The sequence below is a fragment of the Pseudomonas sp. ADAK2 genome, assembly GCF_012935755.1.
Classification (GTDB): Bacteria; Pseudomonadota; Gammaproteobacteria; order Pseudomonadales; family Pseudomonadaceae; genus Aquipseudomonas.
Genome location: NZ_CP052862.1, coordinates 6,854,984 through 6,868,385, shown reverse-complemented (window position 1 = coordinate 6,868,385; position 13,402 = coordinate 6,854,984). Strand labels below are relative to the sequence as shown.

Annotated in this window: 11 protein-coding genes and 4 tRNA genes; 3 read left to right on the top strand and 12 right to left on the bottom strand. The window is 56.4% G+C overall.

Annotation, left to right across the window (positions count from 1 at the left end):
* Positions 1–210: 210 nt before the first annotated feature.
* The 10 genes from HKK52_RS31365 to HKK52_RS31320 all read right to left on the bottom strand — a co-directional run bounded on the left by HKK52_RS31365 (position 211) and on the right by HKK52_RS31320 (position 9,612).
* On the bottom strand, positions 211–2,082 hold the full coding sequence (locus HKK52_RS31365) for a SurA N-terminal domain-containing protein (RefSeq protein WP_169373963.1): 1,872 nt from the start codon (positions 2,080–2,082) through the stop codon (positions 211–213).
* A 233-nt stretch (positions 2,083–2,315) separates the two neighbouring features.
* Positions 2,316–2,588 (bottom strand): HU family DNA-binding protein, encoded by a 273-nt coding sequence (locus HKK52_RS31360; RefSeq protein WP_002552737.1) that lies wholly within the window; start codon positions 2,586–2,588, stop codon positions 2,316–2,318.
* A 148-nt stretch (positions 2,589–2,736) separates the two neighbouring features.
* Positions 2,737–5,133 (bottom strand): endopeptidase La, encoded by a 2,397-nt coding sequence (gene lon / locus HKK52_RS31355; protein WP_169373962.1) that lies wholly within the window; start codon positions 5,131–5,133, stop codon positions 2,737–2,739.
* A gap of 161 nt (positions 5,134–5,294) precedes the next feature.
* Positions 5,295–6,578, bottom strand: coding sequence for an ATP-dependent Clp protease ATP-binding subunit ClpX (gene clpX, locus HKK52_RS31350; protein WP_133838758.1), 1,284 nt, complete (start codon positions 6,576–6,578; stop codon positions 5,295–5,297).
* A 111-nt stretch (positions 6,579–6,689) separates the two neighbouring features.
* Positions 6,690–7,325 carry an ATP-dependent Clp endopeptidase proteolytic subunit ClpP gene (clpP, locus tag HKK52_RS31345; protein WP_008148423.1) on the bottom strand — a complete coding sequence of 212 codons (636 nt, stop codon included), beginning with the start codon at positions 7,323–7,325 and terminating at the stop codon, positions 6,690–6,692.
* A gap of 93 nt (positions 7,326–7,418) precedes the next feature.
* A complete protein-coding gene (gene tig / locus HKK52_RS31340) occupies positions 7,419–8,729 on the bottom strand; it encodes a trigger factor (protein WP_169373961.1) in 1,311 nt (436 codons plus the stop codon).
* A gap of 402 nt (positions 8,730–9,131) precedes the next feature.
* Positions 9,132–9,207: transfer RNA gene (locus tag HKK52_RS31335), tRNA-His, on the bottom strand.
* Between the two features lie 78 nt (positions 9,208–9,285).
* A tRNA-Leu gene (locus HKK52_RS31330) sits at positions 9,286–9,370 on the bottom strand.
* Positions 9,371–9,427: 57 nt separating this feature from the next.
* Positions 9,428–9,503: transfer RNA gene (locus HKK52_RS31325), tRNA-His, on the bottom strand.
* 32 nt (positions 9,504–9,535) lie between these two features.
* Positions 9,536–9,612 (bottom strand) — tRNA-Arg (locus HKK52_RS31320).
* Positions 9,613–9,886: 274 nt separating this feature from the next.
* Between HKK52_RS31320 and folD the strand changes: the two genes are divergently transcribed.
* From folD to pbpG, 3 genes are all read left to right on the top strand, one after another.
* A complete protein-coding gene (gene folD, locus HKK52_RS31315; RefSeq protein ID WP_169373960.1) occupies positions 9,887–10,741 on the top strand; it encodes a bifunctional methylenetetrahydrofolate dehydrogenase/methenyltetrahydrofolate cyclohydrolase FolD in 855 nt (284 codons plus the stop codon).
* Positions 10,742–10,934: 193 nt separating this feature from the next.
* Positions 10,935–11,735, top strand: a complete 801-nt coding sequence (gene mddA, locus HKK52_RS31310) for a methanethiol S-methyltransferase (protein ID WP_169373959.1) — start codon at positions 10,935–10,937, stop codon at positions 11,733–11,735.
* A 175-nt stretch (positions 11,736–11,910) separates the two neighbouring features.
* Complete coding sequence (gene pbpG, locus HKK52_RS31305) at positions 11,911–12,849, top strand: D-alanyl-D-alanine endopeptidase (protein WP_169373958.1); 939 nt, start codon at positions 11,911–11,913, stop codon at positions 12,847–12,849.
* A gap of 54 nt (positions 12,850–12,903) precedes the next feature.
* On the opposite strand, the gene HKK52_RS31300 is transcribed toward pbpG, so the two are convergent.
* Together HKK52_RS31300 and HKK52_RS31295 are read right to left on the bottom strand one after the other, a co-directional pair.
* Positions 12,904–13,119, bottom strand: coding sequence for a hypothetical protein (locus HKK52_RS31300; protein WP_169373957.1), 216 nt, complete (start codon positions 13,117–13,119; stop codon positions 12,904–12,906).
* A gap of 17 nt (positions 13,120–13,136) precedes the next feature.
* The gene (locus HKK52_RS31295; protein ID WP_133838817.1) at positions 13,137–13,343 is read right to left on the bottom strand and encodes a DUF6021 family protein; all 207 of its coding nucleotides are present in this window, start codon (positions 13,341–13,343) and stop codon (positions 13,137–13,139) included.
* Positions 13,344–13,402: the final 59 nt, after the last annotated feature.

The window sequence follows — 13,402 nt, the reverse complement described above, 5'->3', positions numbered from 1 at the left end:
AACGGTCCGGGGCGTATTGTGCAACAGAACGATGCATAGCGTCGCATCGATTAGTGTCTTAAAACGGTTACAGGTGTGTTGACCGTTATATGGGGGAAAAGTCGCATACGGTGATGGATTCCCGATGGGCAGAGCGATCTTTTGCTCCACCCATAAAAAACCCCGGCCTTTCGGCCGGGGTTCTTGTATCGCGCAAAACTCAGTCAGTCATCAAAAACGCTTGATGTCCGCTTCGCTTTCCAGTTGCTTGCGGTAGGCCGCAAAGTCTTGCTGGCCGATGCGCGAAGCGAGGAAGCGACGGTATTGAGCCTTCTCTTCATCGGTCGGCGCTGCGGCTTCGTTCACGCCGTTCAAGCGCACGATCACCAGGCTACCATCGGCCAGGGTCACGCTGCTGAAGGTCGGCTTGTCCTTGGCGGCAGGCTTGGGCATGCGGAACAGCGCTTGCAGCACAGTTGGGTCAACCCCTTCCTGTGCGCGAGTAGCGGCTGCGGTGACCTTCCAGTTCTGGCCGTCGATGGCCTTGTCCAGTGGGGTCTTGCCGTCACGCAGGCTGGCGATCAACTGATCAGCCTGGGTCTTGGCGGCAGCACTGGCGTGCTCCTTGGCCAATTGCGTACGGATGCTCGCGGCCACGCTTTCGAGCGGCAACTGTGCAGGCTTCAGGTGTTCCTTGGCGCGCAGCACGATCACGGTTTCCGGATCGAGTTCGATGGCGGTGCTGTTGGCACCCTCATCCAGCACTTCAGGGCTGAACGCTGCAGTGACCACGGCACGGTTGGCCGCAACACCTTCGCCACCTTCACGGCCGAACGGCGCGGAGGTGTGGACGGTCAGCTTCAAGTCTTGCGCCGGCTGGGCCAGGTCAGAGGCTTCGAACGACGAATCTTCCAGTTGCTTGGTCGCCTCGACGAAACGCTGCTCGACCTGCTGGGTTTTCAGCTCACGGGTCAGCTTGCCTTTGAGACTGGCAAACGTCGGAACTTCCGGCGCTTCAACGCCCAGCAGCTTGATCAGGTGGAAACCGAAGTCAGTACGGATTGGCTCGGACACCTGGTCCTTGTTCAACGAGTACAGCGCTTTTTCGAACGCTGGATCGTAGACGCCAGGACCGGCGTAACCGAGGTCACCGCCGTTGTTCGCCGAACCCGGATCCTGGGAGAATTCCTTGGCCAACGCCTCGAATTTCTCGCCTTTGGCCAAGCGCGCCTGCACTTCCTCGATCTTGGCCTTGGCTTGCGCCTCGGTCACTTTGTCGTTCACTTCGATCAGAATGTGCGCAGCCCGGCGTTGTTCGGCCAGGTTGGCGGTTTCTTTCTGATACGCCGCTTGCAGGTCTTCGTCCTTGACGCTGACCTCATCAAAGAAGGAAGCCTTCTTCAATTCCAGGTAATCGATGACCACCTGATCCGGCGTCATGAATTCCTTGGCGTGTTCGTCGTAGTACGCCTTGACTTCGTCGTCGGTCAGCTTGACCGCTGACGGATCAACCTTGATGGGCAGGGAAGCGAAATCGCGGGTCTGTTTTTCCAGACGGGCGAACGCCAGCACCTGTGCATCAGTGACGAAACCACTGCCGGCCAAGCCTGCGCGCAGCTGACCGATCAGCATTTCCTGAGCCAGCATCTGGCGGAATTGCATACGGCTGTAACCCAGCTGACGGATCACCTGGTCGAAACGCTCAGGGCTGAACTTGCCGTCGGCCTGGAATTCAGGCGTCTGCAGGATCACCTGGTCCAAAGCGGCTTCGGAGAAAGCGAACTTCGACTTTTCTGCGCCTTGCAGCAGCAGTTTGCGATCGATCAAGCCCTTGAGGGCCGATTCGCGCAGCATTTTTTCGTCGAGCAACGACGCATCGAAATCCTTGCCCAGCTGTTGCATCAGCTGACGGCGTTGCATATCGACGGCCTGGCTCAGCTCGTTTTGGCTGATTTCTTCGCCGTTGACCTTGGCCGCATCATTGCTGTGCGTCGTGGCCTGGAAAATGGCGTCGAAACCGGTCAAAGCCATCAGTGCAACGATGACCCCGATAATGGTCTTGGCAATCCAGCCTTGTGAATTGTCCCTGATATTCTGCAGCATGCGTCCCCCAGAAACGGTTGAACTTCAAAATTAGGCAACCGTGGAGCGTGGGTAGAATCCGGATAGAAGAAAGGCGCATCCGGGGATGCGCCTTCTCGTAACTGGCGGAACGGACCGAGGGTTCGAACTTGCGACCCTCGGTGTCTCAGATCAACGACTTGTTGGCTGGACTACCGCTCCGCTGCCAGGTCAGGCATGACCCCGACCCGGATAGGCAAAAACCTGAATCGAACTTAGTTGACAGCTTCTTTCAGTGCTTTACCGGCTTTGAAACCTGGTTTTTTGGCTGCAGCGATTTCCAGCGTCTTACCGGTCTGTGGGTTACGACCGATGCGAGCAGGACGATCGGTGACGGAGAACGTACCGAAACCAACCAGAACAACGGAGTCGCCAGCCTTGAGAGCGCCAGTGACGGATTCGATTACAGCGTCCAGCGCACGGCCAGCAGCAGCTTTCGGGATATCAGCGGATGCAGCGATAGCATCAATCAGTTCCGACTTGTTCACTCTAAGTCCCCTTATATCTATTTGAGTATGATTCTAAGTTTTTTGGTGAAAGCAAAAACGAGTGCTGAATGGCCTACAGACACTTAAGAGCCGCTTTATAACAAGGGCTCTAAAAAGCTGTCAAGGAAGCCCCCCAGGCAAATGCGTACTAATGCGTGCTAATTCTTTCCTTAGAGTCAGACTCGCGTTTTTCATCCTTTGCAACTATCTCCGGAGCCACATCCGGCAAGGGCTCCGGCGCGTATTGCAGCGCAATTTGCAGGACCTCGTCAATCCATTTAACCGGTTTAATCTGCAGATCTTGCTTAATATTGTCAGGAATTTCCTTCAAATCGCGTACGTTCTCTTCAGGAATGATCACCGTCTTGATCCCGCCGCGGTGTGCCGCCAGCAGTTTTTCCTTCAAACCGCCGATCGCCAGCACCTGGCCACGCAGGGTAATTTCGCCTGTCATGGCGACGTCCGCGCGCACAGGAATGCCAGTCAATGCCGACACCAGGGCCGTGCACATGCCTACACCGGCGCTAGGGCCGTCCTTCGGGGTCGCCCCTTCTGGCATGTGGATGTGCGTGTCGCGCTTCTCGTGGAAGTCCAGGGGGATCCCCAGGCTCTTGGCACGGCTGCGAACAACGGTCAGTGCGGCGGTGATCGATTCGACCATCACATCACCCAGGGAACCGGTCTTGATCAACTGGCCCTTGCCCGGTACGACAGCGGCTTCGATGGTCAGTAATTCGCCACCCACTTGAGTCCACGCCAGGCCGGTCACTTGACCGATCTGGTCCTGGGATTCAGCCAGACCGTAGCGGAATTTGCGCACGCCCAGGAAGTGTTCCAGCATCTCGGCAGTGACCTTCACCGAGAAGCGTTTTTCCAGTGCGTGCTCTTTGACCGTCTTGCGGCAAACCTTGGCAATCTGGCGCTCCAGCCCCCGCACACCGGCTTCGCGGGTGTAGTAGCGGATGATGTCGCGGATCGCTTCGGCGTCGAATTCCAGCTCGCCTTTCTTCAAGCCGTTGGCCTGAATCTGCTTGGGCGAAAGGTATTTGACGGCGATGTTGATCTTCTCGTCTTCGGTGTAGCCCGGCAGACGAATCACTTCCATCCGGTCCAGCAGCGCCGGTGGAATGTTCATGGAGTTGGAGGTGCAAAGGAACATCACATCGGACAGGTCGTAGTCGACTTCCAGATAGTGATCGTTGAAGTTGTGGTTCTGCTCCGGATCGAGCACTTCCAGCAACGCCGACGCTGGGTCACCACGCATATCGCTGCCCATTTTGTCGATTTCATCGAGCAGGAACAGCGGGTTGCGAACCCCGACCTTTGTCATCTTTTGAATCAATCTTCCGGGCATCGAACCGATATAAGTCCGGCGATGACCACGAATTTCCGCTTCATCGCGTACGCCACCGAGGGCCATACGGACGAATTTGCGGTTGGTGGCGTGTGCAATCGACTCCGCCAGAGAGGTTTTACCCACCCCTGGAGGACCGACGAGGCACAACACCGGTCCACGAATTTTCTTCACGCGCTTTTGCACGGCGAGGTATTCGAGGATGCGTTCTTTGACTTCGTCCAGACCGTAGTGGTCTGCATCGAGAATGTCTTCGGCACGAGCCAGGTCCAGACGCACCTTGCTCTGAGCCTTCCACGGCACCTGAACCAGCCAGTCGATATACGAACGCACCACGGTCGCTTCCGCGGACATTGGCGACATTTGCTTGAGCTTGTTCAGTTCGCCCTGGGCCTTGGCCAAGGCATCTTTCGGCAGGCCGGCGGCATCGATGCGCTTTTTCAGCTCTTCGATTTCGTTGTGGCCTTCCTCGCTGTCGCCGAGCTCCTTCTGAATGGCCTTCATCTGCTCATTCAGGTAGTACTCGCGCTGACTGCGCTCCATTTGTTTTTTGACGCGACCGCGAATGCGTTTTTCGACTTGCAGCAGGTCGATCTCGGCATCCAGCAACGCCAGGACGTGCTCGACCCGGGCCGACAAATCGATGATTTCGAGAATTTCCTGCTTCTGCTCGATCTTCAGGGCCATGTGCGCGGCCATGGTGTCGACCAGGCGGCCTGGCTCGTCGATGCTGTTGAGCGACGACAGGACTTCAGCCGGGACTTTCTTGCCCAACTGTACATATTGTTCGAACTGAGCCAGCAGGCTACGGACAAACACTTCCGACTCGCGCTCAGGCGCGTCGACTTCGTCGATCAGCGAGACTTCGGCGCGGCAGTGGCCGTCGACTTCGCTGAAGCGCTCCACGGCGCCCCGCTGCTCGCCTTCGACCAGAACCTTGACGGTGCCGTCAGGCAGCTTGAGCAGTTGCAGAACAGTGGCGATGGTACCTACGCGATAAAGTGCTTCTTCACCGGGATCGTCGTCAGCAGGGTTCCGCTGAGCCAGCAGAAGGATCTGCTTGTCGCCCGTCATCGCAGCCTCGAGGGCTTCGATGGATTTCTCGCGCCCCACGAACAGCGGGATAACCATGTGCGGATAAACCACGACATCACGCAATGGCAAGAGAGGCAATTCGATGGTTGTCTTCATGATTTCGCCTCTACGGCGGCCATTAGGCCGTAAACAGATGGATGTAAGCTTGAAACCAAGATGGGGGCTGCTTTCAAAAAAAACAAGCGCAAAGAGGGTGTTAAAACGCTTTAAAAGAAAAGGGGCCCGAAGGCCCCTTCTTTATTCCAGCTGCGTGACGCTTAAGCGTCTGGCGCGGCCTTGGCAGTCGGCTCACTGTTTTCGTAGATATACAGTGGCTTGGATTTGCCTTCGATAACGCTTTCATCGATCACTACTTTGCTCACCTCGGACTGCGAGGGGATTTCATACATAGTGTCGAGCAATACACCTTCGAGAATCGAACGCAGGCCACGGGCACCGGTCTTGCGTTCCAGGGCACGTTTGGCGACCGATTTCAGTGCGTCGGCCCGGAATTCCAGGTCCACGCCTTCCATCTCGAACAGCTTGGCATACTGCTTGGTCAGAGCATTTTTCGGCTCGGTAAGGATCTGCATCAACGCAGCCTCATCAAGCTCGTCCAGCGTGGCGAGGACCGGCAGACGACCGACGAATTCCGGGATCAGACCGAACTTGACCAGATCGTCAGGCTCGACTTCACGCAGGGACTCACCGACTTTCTTGCCTTCTTCCTTGCTGCGCACCTCGGCGTTGAAGCCGATGCCGCCACGGGTGGAGCGCTGTTGAATAACCTTCTCCAGACCGGAGAACGCACCACCGCAGATGAACAGGATGTTACGGGTATCGACCTGAAGGAATTCCTGCTGCGGATGCTTGCGACCACCTTGCGGCGGAACGGAAGCGACCGTGCCTTCGATCAACTTGAGCAAGGCCTGCTGTACGCCTTCACCGGAAACGTCCCGGGTGATCGACGGGTTGTCAGACTTGCGCGAAATCTTGTCGATTTCATCGATGTAGACAATGCCCATCTGGGCTTTTTCCACATCGTAATCGCACTTCTGCAGCAGCTTCTGAATGATGTTCTCGACATCTTCACCTACGTAACCGGCCTCGGTGAGGGTGGTTGCGTCGGCGATGGTGAACGGAACGTTCAGCAAACGGGCCAGTGTTTCGGCAAGCAGGGTTTTACCCGAGCCTGTCGGGCCGATCAGCAAGATGTTGCTCTTGCCGAGTTCGACGTCGTCATTCTTTTTGTCACGCTGGTTCAGACGCTTGTAGTGGTTGTACACCGCTACGGCCAGAACCTTTTTCGCACGCTCCTGACCAATCACATACTGATCAAGGATGCCGCTGATTTCTTTAGGCGAAGGCAATTTATGCGCGCTGCTCTCGGCCTGGGCTTCCTGCACCTCCTCACGGATGATGTCATTGCACAGGTCGACGCACTCGTCGCAGATAAAGACCGAGGGGCCGGCAATCAATTTGCGCACTTCATGCTGGCTTTTGCCACAGAAGGAGCAATAGAGCAGCTTGCCGTTGTCCTCGCCGTTGCGGGTGTCAGTCATTCGTTCGATCCAAATCCGATAGGCTTGCAACACAAGATGAAGGCTATTGCGGGCTTTTTCAAGCCCGCTAGTGATCGGAGCGGCCGACCAAGCCTATTTTGAGCTGCTTATTTAAGCGGGGCGCTGGCTGATCACTTCATCGATCAACCCGTACTCACGCGCGGCTTCTGCGCTCATGAAATTATCGCGGTTGGTGTCGCGCTCGATTTCTTCCAGCGTGTGCCCGCTGTGCTTGGCCATCAGCGTGTTGAGACGCTCACGAATGAAGAGGATTTCCTTGGCATGGATTTCGATATCCGATGCCTGACCCTGGAAACCGCCCAATGGCTGGTGAATCATCACACGCGAGTTCGGCAGGCAGAAACGCTTGCCAGCGGCACCGGCCGTCAACAGGAACGCGCCCATGCTGCAGGCCTGGCCAATACAAGTGGTGGACACGTTGGGTTTGATGAACTGCATGGTGTCGTAGATCGACATGCCTGCTGTCACCGAACCGCCCGGGGAGTTGATATAGAGATGGATGTCCTTGTCCGGGTTTTCCGCTTCAAGGAACAGCAGTTGCGCACAGATCAGGTTGGCCATGTAGTCCTCTACCGGACCAACCAGAAAGATTACTCGCTCCTTGAGCAGACGCGAGTAAATGTCGTAAGCGCGCTCGCCACGAGCAGACTGCTCGACAACCATCGGGACCAGGCCGCCTGCGGCCTGGATATCAGAGTTCTGCTGAATATACGAATTACGGAACATGCTCTGCAGTCACTCCCAAATAGTTATGTCTTGAATACGCATAAGCCAGCGCGAAGGCTGGCTTATGGTGATTACTTCTTAGCGCAGAAACGATCAGTCGGCTTGTGGAGCTTCTACCGGCTTGACTGCTTCTTCGTAAGAGACCGCTTTGTCGGTCACGTTAGCCTTCTGCAGAACAGTATCCACAACTTGTTCTTCCAGCACAACCGAACGGACTTCGTTCAGTTGCTGGTCGTTCTTGTAGTACCAGGACACAACCTGCTCAGGCTCTTGGTAGGCCGAAGCCATTTCCTGAATCATTTCGCGAACGCGGGCTTCGTCTGGCTTGAGGTCGAATTGCTTGACCACTTCAGCCACGATCAGACCCAGCACAACGCGGCGCTTGGCTTGTTCTTCGAACAGCTCGGCCGGCAGTTGATCAGGCTTGATGTTGCCGCCGAACTGCTGAACAGCCTGCACGCGCAGACGGTCAACTTCGTTGGACAGCAGAGCCTTTGGCACTTCGATCGGGTTGGTGGTCAGCAGACCGTCCATGACCTGATTCTTGACCTTGGATTTGATCGCCTGACGCAGCTCGCGCTCCATGTTCTTGCGAACTTCGGTGCGGAAGCCTTCCAGACCGGTTTCCTTGATGCCGAATTGAGCGAAGAATTCTTCGGTCAGCTCTGGCAGTTTTGGCTCGGAAACAGTGTTCACGGTCACGGTGAACTCAGCAGTCTTACCTGCCAGGTCGAGGTTCTGGTAGTCCTCTGGGAAGGTCAGGTTCAGAACGCGCTCTTCGCCAGCTTTAGCGCCAACCAGACCGTCTTCGAAACCAGGGATCATGCGGCCGGAACCCAGCACCAGCTGAGTACCTTTGGCGGAACCGCCAGCGAACACTTCACCGTCAACCTTGCCAACGAAATCGATGTTCAGTTGGTCTTCGTTCTGGGCAGCACGTTCGGCCACTTCGAAACGGGTGTTCTGCTTGCGCAGGATGTCGAGCATCTTGTCCAGGTCAGCGTCAGCCACGTCAGCGCTCAGGCGCTCAACGGTGATACCGTCGAAACCGGCTACAGTGAACTCTGGGAACACTTCGAAAATCGCGACGTATTCCAGATCTTTGCCAGCTTCGATCGATTTAGGCTCGATCGAAGGAGCGCCAGCCGGGTTCAGCTTCTGCTCAACGACAGCTTCGTAGAAGGAGGACTGGATCACATCGCCTACAGCTTCCTGGCGCGCATCAGCACCGAAACGGCGCTTGATTTCACTCATTGGCACTTTGCCTGGACGGAAGCCAGCAATCTTGGCCTTTTGGGCGGTCTGCTGCAGACGCTTGTTGACCTGAGTCTCGATGCGCTCAGCCGGCACGGTGATGCTCATGCGGCGCTCAAGAGCAGAAGTATTTTCAACAGAAACTTGCATGGATATTCCTCGTTGCACAGACGTTAGCCGGCCGTTTCCGACCCCAGAATCAAGGGCATGCATTCTAGTGGGTCAAACTCAAGAAGTCACCCTACTGAAAACGGGTAAAAAAACAGCAGGCAATTTATAGGCGAGGGACAAACGGTTGTGCCTCGCCCTGTTAGCAAATACAGCCAGTCAAGCCAGGGCTCTGCACCACCTCTTCTATATATAGAAGAAGTAGCAGGCATCTCCCTGACAGCCGACCTTGCGAGCAAGGCCGGCGCGCGGCGCGGCATCATCGAGAAACAAAAATACGACGAAACACCCCACCCCTGCGACTCAGGACATGCAGTCGCTGAAAACTCGAACCGCTAAAACAAAAAAGGCGCCAGACTGTAAAATCTGGCGCCTCTCGAAATATGGGGTGGACGAAGGGGATCGAACCCTCGACAACGGGAGTCACAATCCCGTGCTCTACCAACTGAGCTACGCCCACCATATTGCATTGCAAAGAAACCAAACTACTTCCTTGCTTTGCCCCAGCCAGGCCAAACGGCCTGGGCGAAGCTTTATTTGGTGCGGATGAAGAGACTCGAACTCTTACGCCTCGCGGCGCTGGAACCTAAATCCAGTGTGTCTACCAATTCCACCACATCCGCGGCTTGAAGCTGTTAAAGCAAAGGCGCCAGACTGTTAATCTGGCGCCTTTCGAAATATGGGGTGGACGAAGGGGATCGAACCCTCGACAACGGGAGTCACAATCCCGTGCTCTACCAACTGAGCTACGCCCACCATATTGCGCTACTTGTGCCAAAGCTGCCTAATGGCGCACCCGGCAGGACTCGAACCTGCGACCATCCGCTTAGAAGGCGGATGCTCTATCCAGCTGAGCTACGGGCGCCTTATTAATCTGTACTCTTGGAGGACTACAAACTAAGTGCTTCCAGTCTCGCAGAACCGTAATCCCGCTCGACCTTCTCATCCAGTGCTAGGCTGTGCCCGACAAGTGCGACGAATAGTATAGAGCGCCCCAAAGGCCGTCAAATCCTTTTTAAAAAAAATTCATTTAATTAAAGGGCTTAGAGGAATTTGCAGACCAAGCGCCTTTGCCCTTGCCGCCTGACATGCGAGAATGCGCCCTCTTTTTTTCCCCTCTCGATGGTTAATCACGCGCAATGACTGCACAACTTATCGACGGCAAGTCAATCGCCGCCAGCCTGCGCCAGCAGATCGCCAAACGAGTTGCCGAGCGTCGCCAGCAAGGCCTGCGCACGCCCGGCCTCGCGGTGATCCTGGTCGGCAGCGATCCTGCCTCTCAGGTTTATGTCTCGCACAAGCGTAAAGACTGTGAAGAGGTCGGCTTCCTGTCCCAGGCCTACGACCTGCCTTCTGAAACCACTCAAGAAGCGCTGACCGAGCTGATCGATCGCCTGAACGACGACCCGGCAATCGACGGCGTTCTGCTTCAGCTTCCTCTACCTGCCCACCTGGACGCCTCCAAATTGCTGGAGCGCATTCGTCCGGACAAGGATGTCGACGGTTTCCACCCGTATAACGTCGGCCGTCTGGCCCAGCGCATTCCGCTGCTGCGCCCGTGCACACCCAAAGGCATCATGACCCTGCTGGAAAGCACCGGGGCGGATCTGTACGGGATGGACGCCGTGATTGTCGGGGCATCCAACATTGTTGGCCGCCCGATGGCGATGGAATTGCTGTTGGCCGGTTGCACCGTTACCGTTACTCACCGCTTCACCAAGGATCTGGCCGGCCACGTCGGCCGCGCCGATCTGGTGGTGGTCGCCGCCGGCAAGCCGGGCCTGGTCAAGGGTGAGTGGATCAAGGAAGGTGCAATCGTGATCGACGTCGGCATCAACCGTCAGGAAGACGGCAAGCTGGTCGGCGACGTGATCTACGAAACTGCCCTGCCTCGCGCTGGCTGGATTACGCCAGTGCCTGGCGGTGTCGGCCCGATGACCCGCGCCTGCCTGCTGGAAAATACGTTGTACGCAGCAGAAACACTGCACGGCTGATTCCAGTCGCTACACCGAACAAACACGAAACCCCGCCATTGGCGGGGTTTTCTGTTTTCAGGCCTGCCTCCGAACGACAGCCGGACGGCCAACGCTCGAAAACCTCAAACCGTCCTAGACTTCTTATCGAAACATCCCCTAAACCGTAGACGCGAATCAGGAAGTACGCGCATAGCTTAAAAGGCGTCACTTTATGAATCCTCGTAACCCGACTCACCATCGCTTTTTCGTTTTCTCTGGAAAACTCGCCGGCCTGCTTTACAGCCTCTTCTGCTACCTGTGCTTCCTGCTCACCACGCTTTACCTGATCGGTTTTCTATCAGGCATCGGAGTCCCCAAAGACATCAACGCTGGCGCCAGCCTCAGCGGTCCCCTGGCAGCCCTGGTCGACAGCTTGCTGATTACGCTGTTTGCCGTACAGCACAGCGGCATGGCACGACAGGGTTTCAAGCGCTGGTGGACGCACTTCGTCCCGGCGCCCATCGAGCGCGCGACCTACGTGTTGTCGACCTGCCTGGTGCTCGTGCTGCTGTTCTGGTTGTGGCAACCCATGGAAACGCCCATCTGGCGCGTAACCTCTGCATGGGGCCACGCATTGCTCATGGCGTTGTTCTGGCTGGGCTGTTTCGTGGCGGTGTTCGCGACGTTCCTGATCAGCCATTTCGAACTGTTCGGCATCAAGCAGGCGATCAACGCCTGGCGCTCTACCGGGCCCGCGCCACTCACGTTCAAAACGCCTTTGCTCTACAAGCTGGTCCGCCACCCTTTGTACCTGGGGTTTGTGATGGTGTTCTGGGCGACGCCCGAGATGACGGCCGGACATCTTCTGTTTGCACTGCTCAGCACGTTCTACATCCTGATCGGTGCGCATTTTGAAGAGAAAGATCTAGTGAATCTGTTTGGTGAGCGATACCAACGCTATCAACAGAACGTTGCCATGCTCGTCCCCCTGACCAAACGTAAACCGGGCTCGCGGCACCACGATCAAAACTGAGTGAATCCGACGCCTGCTCACCACGGGCAGGCGCCAAAAAACATTAAATTTTCTTCATATAAAGCGCTCGTCGGACAGGCGCCTAGCACTTTCGTAGCTCATACTCCTAGAATGCGTCGTTTTTAAGAAACAGCCCGTAACAAAACGGCATATCCACCCTTATGAGTTCGCCCGCGTGAAAATCCCTCTTTCCATCCTGAGCCTATTTTTTGCGTTGACAGGGACTGTTATCACGCCAATGACCCACGCTGCGGAAACCACCGCAGCACCACGCGACGCCTCGCAACTCAAGATTGCTTCTGGCAGCGCTCTGCTGATGGATCTGCAGACCAACAAAATCATTTATGCCAACAACCCTGACGTGGTGGTGCCCATCGCCTCGGTCAGCAAACTGATGACGGGCCTGGTGGTGGTTGAAGCCCACCAGAACATGGACGAGTACATCAACGTCGACATCAGCCGCACGCCGGAAATGAAAGGTGTGTTCTCCCGGGTCAAGCTCAATAGCGAGTTGCCACGCAAGAAGATGTTGCTGATTGCACTGATGTCCTCGGAAAACCGCGCGGCCGCCACCCTCGCCCACCATTACCCAGGCGGTTATGTCGCGTTCATTGCCGCAATGAACGCCAAAGCCAAGGCGCTGGGTATGTCCAGCACCCACTTCGTCGAACCTACCGGGCTTTCGCCGCGCAACGTCTCGACGGCTCGCGACCTGAGCAAATTACTGATCGCGGCGCATAAGTACCCGCTGCTGACCGAACTGACTACCACCAAAGAAACCACGGTTGCGTTCCGCAAACCTAATTACACCCTGGGCTTTCGCAACACCGACCATTTGGTGAACAAGCCCAATTGGGACATCAAAATCACCAAGACCGGTTTTACCAACGAGGCCGGTCACTGCCTGGTGCTGGTAACGAGCATGGGCAATCGGCCTGTGGCACTGGTGATTCTCGATGCATTCGGCAAGTACACGCACTTTGCCGACGCCAGCCGGATCCGCAGTTGGGTCGAAACCGGCCGCAGCACCGAAGCCCCCTCCGTGGCCTTGCAGTACAAAGCGGCGAAGAATCTGAAGCATCGTCAGAGTGGCGTGGTTGAGGCCTCCAAGTAGATCCGTGACCTCAACAAAAAGCCCCGATTGATCGGGGCTTTTTTTATCCAAAGGCTAGTCATTGGGCAACGGCATCTGGTCGTCATCCGGAATGCCATCCCCGGCACTCGGGTCTTTGTGGCCCAGCGGATGCTCCGTCGGCACCACCATGGGGCGCGCCAACGGATCCCTCATTGGGCTGTCCGGATCCAGCACAGGGTCGATGTCATCTTCGGGGGTGGTCGGGACGCTGTCCGGACGTTTGTCGTCGAAACTCGAATCGGTAGACATAAACACCTCACTGCACGTCAGGGTTTGAGATCAGCCAGCGGGTCGTAAGGCTTGGCCGGCTTCTTGTCGTCCTCGCCCGGTTTGATATCCCTGGGCGCCTTGGCAGGGCCGACGGGATCGACCTGAGGGTCAGCAAGGTCCGGTGAATCGGGATCGAAATCCAGCTCATGGCCAGACGAATGCTCGGAAGAATGCGGACCGTCTGGGGTAGTTGAATGTGCCATGGACGCCTCCTTGAGTCTGGCCCGGAGAAATCCGGGCTCTACTCATAAGAGGCCGAGGC

What these genes read in the sequence shown, in the direction of transcription:
- clpP (WP_008148423.1), bottom strand. Translation starts at nt 7,325, where the DNA reads ATGTTCCGTAATTCGTATATTCAGCAGAACTCTGATATCCAGGCCGCA.
- HKK52_RS31365 (WP_169373963.1), bottom strand. Translation starts at nt 2,082, where the DNA reads ATGCTGCAGAATATCAGGGACAATTCACAAGGCTGGATTGCCAAGACC.
- HKK52_RS31295 (WP_133838817.1), bottom strand. Translation starts at nt 13,343, where the DNA reads ATGGCACATTCAACTACCCCAGACGGTCCGCATTCTTCCGAGCATTCG.
- lon (WP_169373962.1), bottom strand. Translation starts at nt 5,133, where the DNA reads ATGAAGACAACCATCGAATTGCCTCTCTTGCCATTGCGTGATGTCGTG.
- folD (WP_169373960.1), top strand. Translation starts at nt 9,887, where the DNA reads ATGACTGCACAACTTATCGACGGCAAGTCAATCGCCGCCAGCCTGCGC.
- mddA (WP_169373959.1), top strand. Translation starts at nt 10,935, where the DNA reads ATGAATCCTCGTAACCCGACTCACCATCGCTTTTTCGTTTTCTCTGGA.
- clpX (WP_133838758.1), bottom strand. Translation starts at nt 6,578, where the DNA reads ATGACTGACACCCGCAACGGCGAGGACAACGGCAAGCTGCTCTATTGC.
- HKK52_RS31300 (WP_169373957.1), bottom strand. Translation starts at nt 13,119, where the DNA reads ATGTCTACCGATTCGAGTTTCGACGACAAACGTCCGGACAGCGTCCCG.
- tig (WP_169373961.1), bottom strand. Translation starts at nt 8,729, where the DNA reads ATGCAAGTTTCTGTTGAAAATACTTCTGCTCTTGAGCGCCGCATGAGC.